The sequence below is a fragment of the Tistrella mobilis genome, from assembly GCF_041468085.1.
In the GTDB taxonomy this organism is placed as follows: Bacteria; Pseudomonadota; Alphaproteobacteria; order Tistrellales; family Tistrellaceae; genus Tistrella; species Tistrella mobilis_A.
In genome coordinates this window covers 2,528,516-2,545,262 of sequence record NZ_CP121017.1, presented here as the reverse complement: position 1 = coordinate 2,545,262, position 16,747 = coordinate 2,528,516, and the positions used below count along the sequence as shown (strand labels likewise).

The window sequence follows — 16,747 nt, the reverse complement described above, 5'->3', positions numbered from 1 at the left end:
CACGCCGGACGGGGACGAAAGGCCGGGTCATCCGGCCGACGCCGCGCCCGGCCCTGCACAGATCGGCGGCCGGTGAGCCCGTTCGGGCCAGACCGACCGCCCCAGAAGACAGCGGAACGGAACGGCATGCTGGACAAGACCTTCAGGCCTCAAGAGGCCGAGGCGCCGATTTACGAGGGCTGGCGCAGGAGCGGGGCCTTCCGCGCCGATGTGCGCTCGGGGGCGGACCCGTACACGATCATGATGCCGCCGCCGAACGTCACCGGCAGCCTGCATATCGGCCATGCGTTGACCTTCACCATCCAGGATGCGCTGATCCGCTATCGGCGCATGACCGGGCGCGACACGCTGTGGCAGCCCGGCACGGACCATGCGGGCATTGCGACCCAGATGGTCGTGGAACGCCAGCTGGCCGAGCAGGGCATCACCCGCAACGATGTCGGCCGCGACGGTCTGATCGACCGGATCTGGACGTGGAAGGAGCAGTCGGGCGGTCGTATTCTGGATCAGCTCACCCGGCTTGGCGCCTCGGCCGACTGGCCCCGCGAACGTTTCACCATGGACCCGGCCTTCTCGGCTGCGGTGCGCAAGGTGTTCGTCACCCTCTACAAGCAGGGGCTGATCTACCGCGACAAGCGGCTGGTCAACTGGGATCCGAAGCTCAAGACCGCGATCTCGGACCTGGAGGTCGAGCCGAAGGAAGTGAAGGGCAATTACTGGCACCTGCGCTACCCGCTGGCCGACGGCTCGGGCCGCCACATCGTGGTCGCGACCACGCGTCCCGAGACCATGCTGGGCGATACCGCGGTTGCGGTGCATCCCGATGACGAGCGCTATGCCGATCTGGTCGGCAAGGAGATCCTGCTGCCGCTGACCGGCCGGCGGATCCCGATCGTCGCCGACACCTATTCCGACCCCGAGAAGGGGTCGGGCGCGGTGAAGATCACGCCGGCACATGATTTCAACGACTTCGAGGTCGGCCGGCGTCATGGTCTCGCCATGATCAACGTGCTCGATGCCGATGCCTGCATCGTCGATGAACCGGTGATTCCGGCCGCCTATCGCGGTCTGGACCGGTTCAAGGCGCGCGAGCGGATCGTTGCCGACATGGAGGCAGCAGGTCTGCTGGAGGGGATCGAGCCGGTCACCCACACCGTCCCATACGGCGACCGTTCGGGCGTGGTCATCGAACCCTGGCTGACCGATCAGTGGTATGTCGATGCGCCCAGGCTCGCCATCCCGGCGGTCGAGGCGGTGGAGACCGGCAAGACCGTCTTTGTGCCGAAGCAGTGGGAGAACACCTATTTCGAGTGGATGCGCAACATCCAGCCCTGGTGCGTGTCGCGCCAGATCTGGTGGGGCCATCGCGTGCCGGCCTGGTACGGGCCGGACGGCACGGTGTTCGTCGAAGAAACCGAGACCGAGGCCAAGGCGGCAGCGGCCGCTCATTATGGCGAGACCGTCGAACTCACCCAGGACAGCGACGTGCTCGACACCTGGTTCAGCTCGGCGCTCTGGCCCTTCGGCACGCTCGGCTGGCCGGAACAGACCCCGGAGCTTGACCGCTATTACCCGGGCGACGTCCTGGTGACCGGCTTCGACATCATCTTCTTCTGGGTTGCCCGGATGATGATGATGGGCCTGCATTTCATGGGCGATGTGCCGTTCCGCACCGTCTACATCCACGCTCTGGTCCGCGATGAAAAGGGCCAGAAGATGTCGAAGTCGAAGGGGAACGTCATCGACCCCATCGACCTGATCGACAAATACGGCGCGGATGCCGTGCGTTTCACCCTGCTGGCGCTGGCCGCCCAGGGCCGCGACGTCAAGCTCGCGGAAGCGCGCGTCGCCGGCTATCGCAACTTCTCGACCAAGCTCTGGAACGCGGCGCGCTTCGCCGAGATGAACGGGGCCGAGAGCGTCGAGGGCTTCGATCCTGCCGCGGTCAGCCATGTGCTGAACCGCTGGATCGTGGGCGAGGCGGCGCGGGCGACCCAGGCCGTCACCGAGGCGATGGAGGCGTTCCGCTTCAACGAGGCGGCCCAGGCTGCCTATCGCTTCACCTGGGACATCGTCTGCGACTGGTATGTCGAGCTGGCGAAGCCGATCCTGCAGGGCGGGGAGAGCGCGGCCCTGGCCGAGACCCGGGCAACGCTGGCCTGGGTGCTGGATCAGATCCTGCTGCTGCTCCATCCCATGATGCCGTTCATGACCGAGCAGCTCTGGGAGACCCGCCCCGGCAGCCGGACACCTGCGCAGGCGATCACGGGCGCCTGGCCGGTGCTTGCTCCGGCAACGCTCGCCGACCCGGCAGCCGATGCCGAGATCGGCTGGCTGATCGAGGCGGTTTCCGCCGTGCGTAGCGTGCGCTCGGAACTGAACGTGCCGCCGGCCGCCAAGGTGCCGGTGCTGTTCCGGAACGCGTCCGAGGTGACCCGCAACCGTGCCGCGACCCACGGCGATGCGCTGGCCCGCCTGGCCCGTGCCGAGCGGATCGAGTTCGTCGACGGCGAAGTGGCGGGCACGGTCGAGACGATCGTGAACGGCGAGGTGGTGCTGCTGCCGATCGCCGACGTCATCGACGCCGCTGTCGAGATCAAGCGTCTGGAAGGCGAAATCACCAAGCTCGACCGCGACATCGCTGGCATCGACAAGCGGCTCGACAACCCGGCTTTTGTCGCCAAGGCGCCGGAAGAGGTGGTGGAGGAGAATCGCGAGCGGCGCGCCCAGGCGGTTGCCGATCGCGAGGCCCTGTCGAAGGCACTGGCGCGCGTCCAGGCGATGCGCAAGGCCTGATCTGCCTGTCTTGCCGAGACGGCCGCACCCTTTCTATGGGGGCGGCCGTTCGTTTCGCCTGAAACATATGATGACCCGAAGTCTCGGATCCCCCGCCCGATGTACGTCGTCCATGATCTGTCCGGCCTGGCCCTGCTGGCCGGCGCGGCCTTCGTTGCCGGTGTGCTGAACGCGCTGGCCGGCGGCGGCAGTTTTCTGACCTTGCCGGCATTGATCCAGGCCGGCATTCCGCCAGTCATGGCCAATGCCACGGGCACCGTGGCCCTGCTGCCCGGCTATGTCGGCAGCTGCTGGGGCTATCGCGCCGAGATGGGCACGGTTTTCCGTGGCCGCAGGCCCTGGCCGCTGCTGGTCGCCGCCCTGCTGGGCGGGCTGGTGGGGGCGGGGCTGCTGGTGGTGACGCCGGACGATGTGTTCCGCGGGCTGGTGCCCTGGCTGCTGGCGGCGGCCACCCTGCTGTTCGCAGCCGGTGACCGCCTTGCCCGCGCACTCACCCGCATGGGAGCGGGCGGCCCGGCACAGTTGGTTGCGGGGCTGTTCCTGGTTTCGGCCTATGGCGGCTATTTCAACGGCGGAGTCGGCATTCTGCTGCTGGCGCTGTTCACCGTCATGGGCATTGCCGATCTGAACGCGGCCAATGCGCTCAAGAACCTGATGTCGGTGGTTCTGACCGCCATCGCCGTCATCGCTTATGCCGCGGCCGGTGTGGTCGCCTGGCAGCCGGCCGCGGTGATGGCGGTAGCGGCGGTGGCAGGCGGCATTGCCGGTGCCCGGCTCGGCCGCCGCATTCCGCGGCCCTGGCTGAAGGCGGTGGTCATCACCATCGGCGTGGCGATGACCATCGCCTTCTTCCGGGCCGGCTGAGCGGCGCCCGGCCGGCGGCCGCCGCTGGTTTCACCTCAGTGCTGCTCGTTCCAGTGGATCATCGGCAATCCCGCCACGGGGGCCTGGAAGAACGGGATGGTGGTGCCGCGAAGGCTGCCCAGATAGACGGTCTGCAGGTCGGGGCCACCGAAGGTGACGCTGGCCATCCAGGGGGCGATCGTTCCCTGAGCCTGCATCATGTCGTCGACGGTGATCGTGCCGGCATCGAATTTCGCCATGTATGCGCGGGAAATCTCGGGATCGCCGTCGTCGAGCAGCACCCGCAGCTCACCCTCCGGCGTGATCGCGACCAGACGGTCGACCATGATCAGCGTGCACCACAGATTGCCGAAGGCGTCGAAGGCGATGCCGTCGGGGCAGCCGCCCAGATGGGCCGGCCCGAAGATCTCGCGATTGGTGAGCCGGACCCCCGCCGTATCCTCGACCACCCGCATCCGGGTGATGTGCGGGCCGGTGGTCTCGACGATGTACAGCCAGTCTTCAGCTGCATCGAAGCGGATCTCGTTCGTGAAGGCAAAACCGTCGGCGACGACGCGGAGCCCGTGCTGGTCGACCACGGCGATATACCCGTCGCGTACGCGCCGGGCCGCTGCCTCGGTCCACGGGTTGACCCGTGTGGAGACCGTCAGCCAGATCCGGTCGCGGCTGTCGCGCAGAACGAAGTTCACCTTGCCGATCGGCTGGCCGTCGATCGTGTCGTAGAGCGTGCGGACCTCGCCGTCGCGGGTCATGACTTCGAGCCGGTCGGTGCCGAAATTCGAGATCAGGATGTCGCCATTGCGGGCGAAGGCGAGCCCGTTGGGCAGCGTGCCCTGCGTGAACCTGGCTTCGAGCGCACCGGGTGTGGCCTGATCGGCGGTGGCGAAGCGGGCATCTGCGTGCTGGGCGATGAAGCGCTGGCTGCCATCGGCGGAGATGCGGGTGACCCCGCCGCGGGCATCCGCCGCCCAGAGCGTGCCGTCACGCTCGGCCAGGATGCATTCCGGGCGCTGCAGGTCGCGGCCGATCGTGCCGATCCGGTCGCGATCGACGGTGAAGCCGTCAAGCGGGTTGCGGGACATGAGGGTGCGTCTCCTTCCCTGGAGCCGTGAACCGGTTCAGGGGGCCTTCTCCGGGCCATACGACACCCGATACCGGGCCGGCGAAAAGCCGGTGCATGATGGGACGGTGTCTTGCGGCAATCTGCAAGACCCAACCTCCCTCGCCCGCATCAGAGAAGCCGCGGCGCGCGATGCATGTGCCAGGTTTCGGGGAGGGAGAAGCCCGGCAGGTCGCCCCGGATCAGCGACAGCGCGACGGCAGCCACTTCCTGGTCATAGGCCTTGCCGCCATGGCGGGAGAATTCTTCGGTGACCGCCGCAAGATCCAGGTGTCGGCGATAGGGGCGGTCGGTCAGCATGGCATCGATTACATCCGCGACCATGACGATCCGCACCGGCAAGGCGATCTGGCGAGCGGTCAACCCGCGCGGATAGCCGCTGCCGTCCAGCCGCTCGTGATGATCGGTCACGATGGTACGCACGATTTCGGGCAGATCGATCCCGTCCATCATCTCGATACCGACGCGCGCATGGGCTCGGATCAGGGCGTATTCTTCCTGCCGCAGCCGCCCCGGTTTCACCAGCAGTTCAGTGGGCACACCCAGCTTGCCGATGTCGTGAAGCACGGCGCCCAGCCGGATCATCTCACGGGTTTCGTCGTCCAGACCGAAGGCGGCGGCAATCGCTTCCGAAAGCTCCGCGACCTGGCGCTGATGCCCGGCGGTGTATGGATCCCGTGTCTCCATGGCGGTGACGAGCGCGTCAACCGCGGTCTTCAGCGTCCTGGTCAGGCGCCGACGCAGTGCTTCCTGCTCCACCACCAGGGCATGGGCGCGTTCGCTCAGCTGATGGACCACGGTGATATCGTTACCGGTACCGATCACCCGCCGCACCATGCCGTCCGGGCCGATCAGCGGGATCAGGGTGGTGCGCCACCACCGACGGCCGGCCGGCAGATCGAGGCATTCCTCATAGGTGAGCGGTACCCGCTCGGCGACGCAGGTCGCATAATTGCGGCAGACCTGGGCGGCGATGTCGTCGGGCAGGAATTCGTCCATACGCTGGCCGGCCTTTTCACGAAAGCTGAGGCCGGTGGCATGCGCATGGGCGATGTTGTTCGCGCGGAACATGAAGCCATCTCCCGCCGGATCGACGACGAAAGCCGGTGCTGCGATCAGATCCAGGATCGTCGCCAGATCGTCGCCCGTCGCGTTCAGCAGCAATGTCGCGATGCGGCCGGATGAGCCGCCTGCCTCGCCGTCTTCGGTCACGTGTCGATCGTCCCGCAGAGCATGAAAGTTTCCAGACTATCATCCCCTAATTCTGAAAGAACGTTTAAAGCGATAGACGACATGCACGTATCAGTCTTGCAGTGTGCTTGTATGAATTCCACTCATCGGGCCGTCTCCTGGTAGGATGTTTGGCCTGATAGCCGGGAGAGGGTCGCCGCGTTGCGCTCGAAGGATGATCTTCGTGCATGAGATTGGCGCCCTCGCCCGGTGCTTTTTGCCCGAACGGTATCCGGCGGTGTCGTGGCGAGGGGGCGGATGACCGCCCCGATCGGGGCGGTCATCCGCGCATGGACAAGCAGGGGCACGAGCACCGGCTCCGAGGCTTCCGGCTCATCCGCACGGGAGGCGCCATGCAATTCGTCGGCATCGACATCGCGTCGGAAACCCATGTCTTCGCCATCCTTGATGCGGACGGCACGGTCCTGGCCAAACCCAAGCCGTTCACCGAAGACGCGGCCGGGCACGGCGCGTTGCTGGCCGCGCTGGCCCCGCCGGGTGAGGCGCTGGTGGTCATGGAGGCGACCGGGCATTACTGGAAGAACCTGTTCGCCGTGCTGGCGGCCAAGGGCTACGAGGTCGCCCTGATCAACCCGCTGCGCACCCACCGCTTCCAGGGCGAGAGCCTGGAGCGCACCAAGACCGACGCCATCGACGCCCTCGGCCTGGCCCGCTTCGGGCGGGAAAAGCGCCCCTCCCCGACCCGGCTGGGCAGCCGGGCCAGCGAGGAGCTGCGCGAACTGGTTCGCCACCGCGACCGGCTGCGCCAGGATTTCGACGACCGCGTCCGCCAGCTCCGCCGGCTGGTCGATCTCGGCTTCCCGGAATTCCGACGCTATGTCCGCACGCTCGACAGCATGCTGGCCACCGCCATCCTGGCGGAATACCCCACCGCCGAGGCCGTCGCCAAAGCCACGCCACGCCGGCTCGCCAAGCTGCGCTACGATGGCCGCCACGCCGTCGGAAGCGAACTGGCCGACCAGATCATCGCCGCGGCCAAGCGCTCGGTCGGCCAGCACCACGGCCCCGCCTACCGCGTCCAGGTCCGCGACATCTGTCAGGATCTCGATCTGTGGCGCCGCCGCTTGGCCGACCGTGACGACGACATCACCCGTCTGCTCGACGAGCACGAGGTCGGCTCGCTGCTGACCTCCATCGACGGAATCGGTCCCAGCACCGCAGCACGCCTCATCGCCGAACTCGGCGATCCGGCCCGCTTCGACAGCCCCGCAGCCCTGGCAGCCTACGTCGGCGTCATCCCAGCCCTGCGCCACTCCGGAAAGCGCCGCCCCACCCGCGCCGGCATCACCCCGATCGGCAACGCGCGCCTGCGCACCGCCTTGTGGATGCCAACCCTCACCGCTGTCCGCCGAAACCCGTGGCTCAAAGCCTTCTACGACCGACTGCGCGCACAGGGAAAGCCACCAAAGCTCGCCCTCGTCGCCGCCATGCGAAAACTCCTCGTCGCCGTCTACGCCGTCGCCAAGGCTCGAAAACCCTTCGTGCCAAAGCTCGCCGACTGAAAAAAGCGCTTGCTCAGCGTGACGGTATCTCATGGCAGGTCGAGGCCGAGGTCCAGGATCGGCGCGCTGTGGGTGAGCCAGCCGGCCGAGATCAGGTCGACGCCAGTGGCTGCGACCGCGGCGACCGTTTCCCGGGTGATCCGCCCCGAGGCTTCGGTGATCGCCCGCCCGCCGATGCGGGCTACGGCCCCGGCAAGCTGTGCCGGTGTCATGTTGTCGAGCAGAACCGCATCGACGCCCGCGTCCAGCGCTTCGTCCAACTGGTCGGGATGGTCGATTTCAACCTCGATCTTCACCAGATGTCCGACATGGGCGCGCGCCCGGCGGATGGCGACGCCGACACCGCCCGCGACCGCGATGTGGTTATCCTTGATCAGCACCGCGTCGTCGAGACCGAAGCGGTGATTGGCGCCGCCGCCGGCCCGCACCGCATATTTTTCGAGGGCGCGCAGGCCGGGTGTGGTCTTGCGGGTGCAGGTGATCCGGGCCCGATGGGGGCTTGCTGCCGCAACCAGGCCGGCGGTTGCCGTGGCGATGCCGGCCAGCCTGCAGGCGAGGTTGAGCGCCACCCGCTCCGCACCCAGAACCGACCGGGCCGGCCCCTCGATCGTCATCACCACATCGCCTGGCACCACCGGGGCGCCATCGGGGATGATGATCTGTGTCTCGATTCCGGGATCGAGCAGACGAAAGGCCAGGGCGGCGACGGCGCCGCCCGCCATCACACCCGGCTGACGTGCCGCCATCACCGCCGCCATGCGCGCCCCGGCCGGGATCACCGCTGCGGATGTGATGTCGCCGGCGCGGCCCAGATCCTCGATCAGGGCGGCCCGCAGGATCGGCTCCACGAGGATCTCGGGAAGCGGCGAGAGGTCAGGCATGGACATGACGGATTTCCCGGGAGGCGAGGGGGGCGGTGTCGGTGCGTCGATGGGCGCCGACGCTGTCGGGACGGTCACGGGCAGCTTCGGCGATCAGCCGGCAGACAAGGGCGCGGTCGGCGATCGCCGCCGGCTGCTTCGGGTCGGCTTCGATCGCGGCCGCAAGGCCGATCAGATGATCGAGGCCCGGGGCATCGCGCAGCACGCCGGCCTGACGCGACATCGCAACACGCAGATGTCGGACTGCGGCAGCGCTGTCGCCACTGTCGGCGCTGGGGCCCCGGAGCGCCGGGCGGATGACCGGTGCACGGGCATCCGGCGAAGCGGCAAGGATGTCGCGCGCCACCCAGCTGCCGCAGACCAGGGCTTCGAGCAGCGAGTTCGAGGCGAGCCGATTGGCGCCGTGCAGCCCTGTGGCGGCCACTTCCCCCGCCGCCCAGAGGCCGGGAATGCTGGTACGGCCGGCGAGGTCTACGGCAATGCCACCCATGTGGTAGTGGGCAGCCGGCGCGACCGGGATCGGCTGGCGCGCCGGATCCACCCCGGCTTTCATGCAGGCGGCAGCTGCGGACGGAAAACGGTCGGTGAAGCCGGGGCCGATCGCTGCACGGGCGTCCAGGAACACCCGGCTGCCCGCATCGATGGCCGCGGCGACCTGCCGGGCGACCACGTCGCGGGGGGCCAGATCGCCGCCGGGGATACCGGCCATGACCGGCTGTCCGGCGCCATCGATCAGCACTGCCCCGGCGCCGCGGATCGCTTCCGAGGCGAGCGGCATCGGATCGCTGCCGAGATCCATGGCGGTCGGATGGAACTGCACGAATTCGAGGTCGCGAAGCCGGGCGCCAATCCGGGTGGCGAGAGCGAGGCCGCGGCCGACGGCGCCGGGCGGGTTGGTGCTGTGGGCGTAGAGCCCGCCGATACCGCCGGTCGCCAGTACGATGGCTGCGGCGCGGATCATCAGCCGGCGGCCGGCCAGATCGACGGTGATACCGGCGATCTGGCCCCGGGCGTCGGTCAGCAGGGCTGTGGCCTCGGCGCTGTCGAGCCGGTGGATATGGGGCGAGGCCCCCGCCCGGGCGGTGAGGGCGGCCAGGATGGCCCGGCCGGTTGCATCGCCGCCGGAATGCAGGATGCGTGCCCGGCCATGAGCGGCTTCCAGCCCGCGCGCCGGACGACCGTCTGCCCCGGGATCGAAGACCACACCGGCGGCCTGCAGCCAGTCTATGCAGCCCGGTGCGGCCGCCGTCACCAGGGCGGCGACCAGCGGATCGACCAGGCCGGCGCCGGCGGCTTCGGTATCCGCGGCATGAAGCGCCGGGCTGTCATCCGGCCCGGTGGCAGCGGCAATGCCGCCCTGGGCCCATCCGGTGGCGGCAGGGCCGAGGGCAAGAACCACCACGCGTCGCGGCGCGAGATTGAGCGCGGTGGCAAGGCCGGCGGCACCGGCACCGACCACGACCACCTCGGCCGCGAGTGTCTCCATCGGTGGATCGAGAGGGGTGAACATCGACGTCACCGGATGCTGAGCATGCGCTCGACCGCCCGGCGTGCGCCATGGGCGATGTCGGCGGGTACGGTCACCTCGTGGCTCATGGTTTCCAACGCATGCCGGATGCCGGGGAGGGTGATGCGCTTCATGTGCGGGCACATGTTGCAGGGCTTCACGAACGAGATTTCGGGGAAGCCGGCGGCGACGTTGTCGCTCATCGAGCACTCGGTGATCAGCGCCACGCGCGGCGGGCGCCGGCGGGCGACGAAATCGATCATCTCGGCCGTCGAGCCGGCAAAATCCGCCTCGGCGACCACCTCGGGCGGGCATTCGGGATGGGCGACCACAGTGACGCCCGCATGTTCGGCACGCATCCGGCGGATGTCGTCGGGGGTGAAGCGCTCATGCACCTCGCAGGCGCCGTCCCAGGTGATGATCCGCACGGAGGTCCGGGCGGCGATGTTTCGTGCCAGATAGCCGTCGGGAATCATGATCACCTCGGGCACGCCCAGGCTTTCGACCACCTTCAGCGCATTGCCCGAGGTGCAGCAGATGTCGGACGCCGCCTTCACCTCGGCCGAGGTGTTCACATAGGTCACCACCGGTACGCCCGGATGGCGGATCCGCAGTGCCGCCACGTCGGCGGCGGTGATCGAATCGGCCAGCGAACAGCCGGCCATGTCGTCGGGGATCAGCACCGTACGATCCGGATTCAGGATCTTGGCGGTCTCGGCCATGAAGTGTACCCCGGCCAGAACGATCACCGCGGCATCGGTCGCCACGGCCTCGCGCGCCAGGGCCAGGCTGTCACCCACGATATCGGCGACGCCGTGGAAGATCTCGGGCGTCTGGTAGTTATGGGCCAGGATCACGGCATCGCGCTCGCGCTTGAGCCGGCGGATTGCCGCCACCTCCTCGGCATGGACGGCCCATTCGATCTCGGGCATCAGATGGCGGAGCGGGGCCGGCATGGGCACGGCGGGCTGGAAGGCGGTCATCGGCGTGATCTCCCGAAGCACCTCCCGAGGGAGGCATTAATGCTCAATTTGAGCATTTCCAGGGGGCAATAAATCCCGGCAGGGCCGGGCCGGTAAATATAGTCAGAATGAGTATAAGGCCGTCAAGCTTTTCGGGAACGTCCTGCGCCGTTCCGCCGTTGCGGAAATGCGCATGCATGATGCGCGCACCGAGCATGACGGGAGAGCAGAGACATGTCCGACGGAACCGTTCCCGCCCCCGAACGGAGGCGTCGTCCCTGGGCGCTGTGGATCCTGGCCGCCGTGCTGGTACTGATCGGCCTGGTGCTCGCCATCGGCGGCTGCTGGCTGCTGGCGCTCGGCGGCTCGGCCTACTACCTGCCGGCCGGGCTTGGCCTGATCATCTCCGGCGGTCTGCTGGCCGTGCGGCGCTGGTCCGGCTTCTGGGTCTATGCGGCGGTTTTCACGGCCACTCTGCTCTGGGCCTTCTGGGAGGTCGGGATGAATGGCTGGGCACTGGTCCCGCGGCTGGTCGGGCCGCTGGTGCTGCTGCTGATCATGGTGGCGCTCGCCCCCATGCTCCGCCCGGTCCGCCTGCATGCGAGCGGTGCCGTGGCCGGCGTCGTGGTGCTGATCGTGGTGGCGGTGCTGGTTGGCGTCGTCGTGGTCCAGAGCACGCCCGACCGGCAGCTGGCCAGCCTGCCGCCTCCGGGCCGGTTGGAGATGAGTGATCCGTCATTGCGCGACACCGGGGCCGACTGGCCGGCCTATGGCGGCACCTATGCCGCCCGCCGCTGGTCGCCGCTCGACCAGATCACGCCTGCCAATGTCGAGGGGCTGGAACGGGCCTGGGTCTATCACACCCGCGACCTGCCGAGCGAAGCGGCCGAAGGGTCCTATGGCGCCGAGACCACGCCGCTCAAGATCGACGACATGCTCTATCTGTGCTCGGCCAAGAACATCCTGATCGCGCTCGATGCCGAGAGTGGCGAGGAGCGCTGGCGTCACGATCCGGGCGTCGAGGATCGCTTCATTCCCTATACCGCCGCCTGCCGTGGGGTCAGCTATTACCAGGTGCCTGACGCGTCGGCCGCAGAGATCTGCGCGACCCGGATCATCGAGGGGACGCTGGACGGCCGTATTCTGGCGGTGGATGCCCGCACGGGCGCGCCCTGCGTCGGCTTCGGCGAAAATGGCGCCGTCGACATCAAGCAGGGCATGGGGCCGGTGGTGCCGGGGATGGTATCGATCACCTCGCCGCCGGTGATCGTGCAGGGGGTGATCGTCACCGGCCACCAGGTGCTGGACGGCCAGAAGCGGGATGCCCCCTCGGGCGTGATACAGGCCTATGACGCCGTCACCGGCGAGCTGCGCTGGGCCTGGGACATGGTCCGCCCCGATATCACCGGCCTGCCGCCCGAGGGCGAGACCTATACCCGCGGCACCCCCAATATGTGGACCACGGCATCCGGTGACGAGGAGCTGGGGCTGGTCTATCTGCCGATGGGCAATTCGGCCGTCGATTACTGGAGCAGCGACCGATCGGAGGCGGAGAACCGCTATTCCACTTCGCTGGTCGCGATCGACGTCAACACCGGCCGCCCTGCCTGGTCGTTCCAGACCGTGCACAAGGATGTCTGGGATTACGACCTGGGCTCGCAGGCCACGCTGGTCGATTTTCCGACGGGCGAGGGACCGGTGCCGGCGTTGATCCTGCCCAGCAAGCAGGGCGACATGTATGTGCTCGACCGCCGTACCGGCCGGCCGATCACCGGTGTCGAGGAACGGCCGGTTCCGCAGGGCGGCGTAGAGCCCGACGAAAGGTCGGCCACCCAGCCTTTCTCGCTCTACCACACGCTGCGCCGCGAGGATCTGACCGAGGCGAAGATGTGGGGGATGTCGCCGATCGATCAGATGATCTGCCGCATCCAGTATCGTCAGGCGAGTTACAAGGGCTTCTACACCCCGCCTGCCACCGACACCCATTGGGTGGAGTATCCGGGCTATAACGGCGGGTCCGACTGGGGCGGCATCGCCGTGGATCCCAGCCGCGGGGTGATCATCGCCAATTACAACGACATGCCGAACCACAATCGCCTGGTCCCGCGTGAGGAGGCGGAACGGCTGGGCTGGGCGCCGCGGAGCGAGGATCGGGGCGAGTTCGGCGGCCAGGAAGGTGCCGGCGATCCGCAGATGGGCGCCCCCTACGCCATCAATGTCAATGCCGGCTGGCGGCTGCCGGTCACCCTGCTGCTCTGCAAGGAGCCACCCTATGGCGGTATCCGGGCGATCGACATGGAAACCGGCGAGACGCTGTGGGACCGGCCCTTCGGTCAGGCACGTACCAACGGCCCGTTCGGCATCCCTTCCATGCTGCCGGTCGACATCGGCACGCCCAATAACGGCGGCGCCGTGGTGACCGCAGGCGGGCTGGTGTTCATCGCCGCAGCCACCGACAACCTGATCCGGGCCATCGACATCGAGACCGGCGAAACGGTCTGGTCCGATGTGCTGCCGGCCGGCGGTCAGGCGACGCCGATGACCTACGAGATCGATGGCCGCCAGTATCTGGTGATCATGGCCGGCGGGCATCACTTCATGGAAACGCCGATCGGCGATGAACTGATCGCCTATGCGCTGCCCGAGGGCTGAAAGGATCTGGAATGACGGCGCGTGCCGGAACCAGACGGACGATCCATGCGGCACTCGCCGGCAATCTGGCGATCGCGGTGACGAAATTCGCCGCCGCACTTCATACCGGCAGCTCCGCCATGCTGAGCGAGGGGGTGCATTCGCTGGTCGATACCTGCAATGAACTGCTCCTCCTCCTCGGCCTCAGCCGATCGTCCCGGCCGCCGGACGAGATCCACCCGCTGGGCTATGGCCGCGAACTCTATTTCTGGAGCTTCGTGGTCGCGCTGCTGGTCTTTGCCCTGGGGGCGGGGGTCTCGCTTTATGAAGGCATCCGCCATGTACTGGCGCCGGAACCGGCCGGGAACCTGACCGTCAGCTATGTGGTGCTGGGGCTGGCCTTCCTTTTCGAAGGCTGGTCCTGGCGCGTGGCCCTGCTGGAGTTCCGCGCCCGGAAGGGCGATCTCGGCTGGCTGTCCGCGATAAGGCGCAGCAAGGATCCGACGGTGTTCACCGTATTGCTGGAAGACACCGCAGCCCTGCTTGGCATCGTCATCGCGGCTGCCGGCATCCTTGCCGCCGATCTGCTGAAGATGCCGGAGCTGGATGGTGCCGCCTCCATCGGCATCGGTCTGGTTCTGGCGGCGACCGCAGTTGTTCTGGCGCGGGAGAGCATGGGGCTGCTGATCGGGGAACGGGCTGCACCGGCGTTGCAGGCCGCGATCATCGAACGTGCCCATGCCGATCCCGTGGTCGGGGCGGTGAACGGCGTGGTCACCGTTCATCTGGCGCCGGAACAGGTGGTGGTGGCGCTGAGCGCCGAGTTCGAGGACATGACCACCACCACCGCCATCGAGGCCTGTATCGAACGGCTGGAGGCGGCGCTCACCGCAGACCATCCTCAGGTTGTGGCCCTCTATGTGAAGCCGCAGACGCCCGAGGCCTGGCGGCAGCAGGTGGCGCGGCGCAGCGGAGAGGCAGAGGCGGGGCCTTGACCGGCCGTCTTCCGAACATATAGTGAACATCTATGAAGATGTCGCTGAAAGACCGCCTGGCCATTCTGTCCGACGCCGCCAAATACGATGCCTCCTGCGCATCGAGTGGCGGCGGCCGGCGCGATTCCGCGGCGACGGGCGGCCTCGGTTCCACCACCGGAATGGGAATCTGCCATGCCTATGCGCCGGATGGGCGCTGCATTTCCCTGCTCAAGATCCTGCTGACCAATTTCTGCATCTATGACTGCGCCTATTGCATCAACCGCTCCTCCAGCAATGTCGCCCGGGCGCGGTTCACGCCCGAAGAGGTGGTCTGGCTGACGCTGGAATTCTATCGGCGCAACTACATCGAAGGGCTGTTCCTGTCGTCGGGCATCATCCGCTCCCCCGATCACACCATGGCCGAGCTGGTTCGGGTGGCGCGTGAGCTGAGGCTGACCCACGGCTTCCGGGGCTACATCCATCTGAAGACCATCCCAGATGCCGCGCCGGAGCTGATTGCGGAGGCAGGGCTGTTCGCCGACCGGCTGTCGATCAATGTCGAACTGCCGACAGAGCGCGGCCTGGCCGAGCTGGCGCCCGAGAAACGGCCGCGGGAGATCCGCCAGGCGATGGGTGAGATCCGGTCCCGGATCGAAGAGGGGGCCGAGCCGACCCTGCGCACCCGCAAGCGGCGCCGTTTCTCCCCCGCCGGCCAGTCGACCCAGATGATCGTCGGTGCCTGCGAGACCAGCGATGCGGAGATTCTGGGCACGGCCGGGGGCCTCTACGATGCCTATGGGCTGCGGCGGGTCTACTACTCGGCCTTCAGCCCGATCCCCGAGGCGTCGCGCCGGCTGCCGCCGGTCCGTCCGCCACTGGAACGGGAGCATCGGCTCTATCAGGCCGACTGGCTGTTCCGTTTCTATGGTTTCGCGCCGGGGGAGATCACTGCCGGCCGGCCGGATGGCATGCTGGATCTGGAGATCGATCCCAAGCTCGCCTGGGCGCTGGCCAACCGCCAGCTCTTCCCGGTCGATGTCAACCAGGCCCCGCGGGAGATGCTGCTCCGGGTACCGGGCTTCGGCGTGAAGACGGTGGGCGCGATCCTCTCCGCCCGGCGCCATCGCCGGCTGGGGCTCGATGATCTGGGGCGGTTGCGCGTGTCGCTCCCCAAGGTGAAACCCTTCGTCACCGCCCGGGGCTGGACGCCGCTCAGGCTGATCGATCGCGAGGATCTGCGGACGCTGGTGGCGCCACCGGCACAGCTGGCGTTGTTCTGAACCGGGAGGGGCACATGCGGGTCGCATTGGCCGGACGGGGGGATTTCGAGGAATGGCGGCGGGCTGCACGGGCCCTGCTGATGGCCGGGGTGCCGCCCGAATATGTGGCCTGGGAACCGGCAGGCGAGGCGCAGCTGTTCGACCCGCCGCCGCCCCTTCCTGATCCGGCCCCCGGCGCCGTGGCACCGGGCGTACCGGCGGGGTTCCTCACCCTTGCCCGGTCGGTGATCTGCCATGCCGATCCGGTCCGTTTCGGGCTGCTCTACCGTCTGCTCTGGCGCCTGGTGCAGGATCGGCAGCTGCTTGGACAGCGCACCGATCCGGATGTCGTCGCAACGGCGAGGCTGGAGAAGGCGGTGCGACGCGATGCCCATAAGATGACCGCTTTCGTGCGGTTCCGCGAGGCGGGGCCACCGGGCCCGACCGGCCGGCGGCGCTTCGTCGCCTGGTTCGAGCCCGATCACTACGTCGTTGCCCGCACCGCCCCCTTCTTCCGGGGCCGCTTTGCCGATATGGACTGGATGATCCTGACGCCACGCGGCAGTGCCGCTTTCGACGGCACCACGCTGACGGTCTCGGCCGAACCCGCCACGCGCCCGGATCTGGCCGACGAAACCGAGGCGCTGTGGCTGACCTATTACGCCGGCATCTTCAATCCGGCCCGGCTGAAGCCCAGGGCGATGCGTGCGGAAATGCCGGTGAAGTACTGGGCGAACCTGCCCGAAGCCGCCCTGATCCCAGAGCTGATCGCCGGGGCGGAGGCGCGGGTGCGGGGCATGACCGAAACGGCCGGGCGCCCGGCACCGGCCTTTCATCACCGTCTTGCGGCCCGGCGGGTGAAGACGGGCGCGCGCGACGGCCCCTCACCGGGAGACTTGCAACCGGGACCGGCGCAGCCCATGCTTGCCGATCCCATGGCCGCCCCCGGCGGCCCCAGTCATGACAAGGGAGGCGGCCCCCGGGGCCGTTCGTGATC

The 16,747-nt window shown here is 68.0% G+C and carries 12 protein-coding genes; 7 read left to right on the top strand and 5 right to left on the bottom strand.

What is annotated here, in order from left to right:
* Nucleotides 1-126: 126 nt before the first annotated feature.
* Both P7L68_RS17355 and P7L68_RS17350 read left to right on the top strand, forming a co-directional pair.
* On the top strand, nt 127-2,796 hold the full coding sequence (locus tag P7L68_RS17355; protein ID WP_372000217.1) for a valine--tRNA ligase: 2,670 nt from the start codon (nt 127-129) through the stop codon (nt 2,794-2,796).
* Between the two features lie 99 nt (nt 2,797-2,895).
* Nucleotides 2,896-3,660 (top strand): sulfite exporter TauE/SafE family protein, encoded by a 765-nt coding sequence (locus P7L68_RS17350; protein WP_372000215.1) that lies wholly within the window; start codon nt 2,896-2,898, stop codon nt 3,658-3,660.
* A 35-nt stretch (nt 3,661-3,695) separates the two neighbouring features.
* On the opposite strand, the gene P7L68_RS17345 is transcribed toward P7L68_RS17350, so the two are convergent.
* Both P7L68_RS17345 and P7L68_RS17340 read right to left on the bottom strand, forming a co-directional pair.
* Complete coding sequence (locus tag P7L68_RS17345) at nt 3,696-4,742, bottom strand: SMP-30/gluconolactonase/LRE family protein (protein ID WP_372000213.1); 1,047 nt, start codon at nt 4,740-4,742, stop codon at nt 3,696-3,698.
* Between the two features lie 149 nt (nt 4,743-4,891).
* Nucleotides 4,892-5,992 carry an HD-GYP domain-containing protein gene (locus P7L68_RS17340; protein ID WP_372000211.1) on the bottom strand — a complete coding sequence of 367 codons (1,101 nt, stop codon included), beginning with the start codon at nt 5,990-5,992 and terminating at the stop codon, nt 4,892-4,894.
* A 308-nt stretch (nt 5,993-6,300) separates the two neighbouring features.
* Here P7L68_RS17340 and P7L68_RS17335 point away from each other — a divergent pair, with 308 nt between their 5' ends.
* Nucleotides 6,301-7,533: an IS110 family transposase gene (locus P7L68_RS17335; RefSeq protein ID WP_372000016.1), complete on the top strand. Its 1,233-nt coding sequence runs from the start codon at nt 6,301-6,303 to the stop codon at nt 7,531-7,533.
* 29 nt (nt 7,534-7,562) lie between these two features.
* On the opposite strand, the gene nadC is transcribed toward P7L68_RS17335, so the two are convergent.
* The 3 genes from nadC to nadA are packed head-to-tail and all read right to left on the bottom strand — an operon-like array spanning nt 7,563 to nt 10,904.
* Entirely contained in the window at nt 7,563-8,414 is an 852-nt protein-coding gene (nadC, locus tag P7L68_RS17330; RefSeq protein WP_372006868.1) for a carboxylating nicotinate-nucleotide diphosphorylase, read from the bottom strand.
* Nucleotides 8,407-9,924 carry an L-aspartate oxidase gene (locus P7L68_RS17325; protein ID WP_372000209.1) on the bottom strand — a complete coding sequence of 506 codons (1,518 nt, stop codon included), beginning with the start codon at nt 9,922-9,924 and terminating at the stop codon, nt 8,407-8,409. Before P7L68_RS17325 ends, nadC begins: the two co-directional genes overlap by 8 nt.
* 5 nt (nt 9,925-9,929) lie before the next feature.
* Nucleotides 9,930-10,904 carry a quinolinate synthase NadA gene (gene nadA / locus P7L68_RS17320; protein WP_372000207.1) on the bottom strand — a complete coding sequence of 325 codons (975 nt, stop codon included), beginning with the start codon at nt 10,902-10,904 and terminating at the stop codon, nt 9,930-9,932.
* Between the two features lie 213 nt (nt 10,905-11,117).
* Here nadA and P7L68_RS17315 point away from each other — a divergent pair, with 213 nt between their 5' ends.
* The 4 genes from P7L68_RS17315 to P7L68_RS17300 are packed head-to-tail and all read left to right on the top strand — an operon-like array spanning nt 11,118 to nt 16,745.
* Nucleotides 11,118-13,535, top strand: a complete 2,418-nt coding sequence (locus P7L68_RS17315) for a membrane-bound PQQ-dependent dehydrogenase, glucose/quinate/shikimate family (protein ID WP_372000205.1) — start codon at nt 11,118-11,120, stop codon at nt 13,533-13,535.
* Nucleotides 13,536-13,546: 11 nt separating this feature from the next.
* Nucleotides 13,547-14,509, top strand: a complete 963-nt coding sequence (locus P7L68_RS17310) for a cation diffusion facilitator family transporter (protein ID WP_372000203.1) — start codon at nt 13,547-13,549, stop codon at nt 14,507-14,509.
* 32 nt (nt 14,510-14,541) lie between these two features.
* Nucleotides 14,542-15,771, top strand: coding sequence for a putative DNA modification/repair radical SAM protein (locus P7L68_RS17305; protein WP_372000201.1), 1,230 nt, complete (start codon nt 14,542-14,544; stop codon nt 15,769-15,771).
* 14 nt (nt 15,772-15,785) lie between these two features.
* On the top strand, nt 15,786-16,745 hold the full coding sequence (locus tag P7L68_RS17300; protein ID WP_372000199.1) for a TIGR03915 family putative DNA repair protein: 960 nt from the start codon (nt 15,786-15,788) through the stop codon (nt 16,743-16,745).
* Nucleotides 16,746-16,747: the final 2 nt, after the last annotated feature.

Bases quoted from the DNA above. Each gene is read 5' to 3' on its own strand.
- P7L68_RS17305 (WP_372000201.1), top strand. From the start codon at position 14,542: ATGAAGATGTCGCTGAAAGACCGCCTGGCCATTCTGTCCGACGCCGCC.
- nadA (WP_372000207.1), bottom strand. From the start codon at position 10,904: ATGACCGCCTTCCAGCCCGCCGTGCCCATGCCGGCCCCGCTCCGCCAT.
- P7L68_RS17355 (WP_372000217.1), top strand. From the start codon at position 127: ATGCTGGACAAGACCTTCAGGCCTCAAGAGGCCGAGGCGCCGATTTAC.
- P7L68_RS17335 (WP_372000016.1), top strand. From the start codon at position 6,301: ATGGACAAGCAGGGGCACGAGCACCGGCTCCGAGGCTTCCGGCTCATC.
- P7L68_RS17300 (WP_372000199.1), top strand. From the start codon at position 15,786: ATGCGGGTCGCATTGGCCGGACGGGGGGATTTCGAGGAATGGCGGCGG.
- P7L68_RS17345 (WP_372000213.1), bottom strand. From the start codon at position 4,742: ATGTCCCGCAACCCGCTTGACGGCTTCACCGTCGATCGCGACCGGATC.
- P7L68_RS17350 (WP_372000215.1), top strand. From the start codon at position 2,896: ATGTACGTCGTCCATGATCTGTCCGGCCTGGCCCTGCTGGCCGGCGCG.
- P7L68_RS17325 (WP_372000209.1), bottom strand. From the start codon at position 9,924: ATGTTCACCCCTCTCGATCCACCGATGGAGACACTCGCGGCCGAGGTG.
- nadC (WP_372006868.1), bottom strand. From the start codon at position 8,414: ATGCCTGACCTCTCGCCGCTTCCCGAGATCCTCGTGGAGCCGATCCTG.
- P7L68_RS17310 (WP_372000203.1), top strand. From the start codon at position 13,547: ATGACGGCGCGTGCCGGAACCAGACGGACGATCCATGCGGCACTCGCC.
- P7L68_RS17315 (WP_372000205.1), top strand. From the start codon at position 11,118: ATGTCCGACGGAACCGTTCCCGCCCCCGAACGGAGGCGTCGTCCCTGG.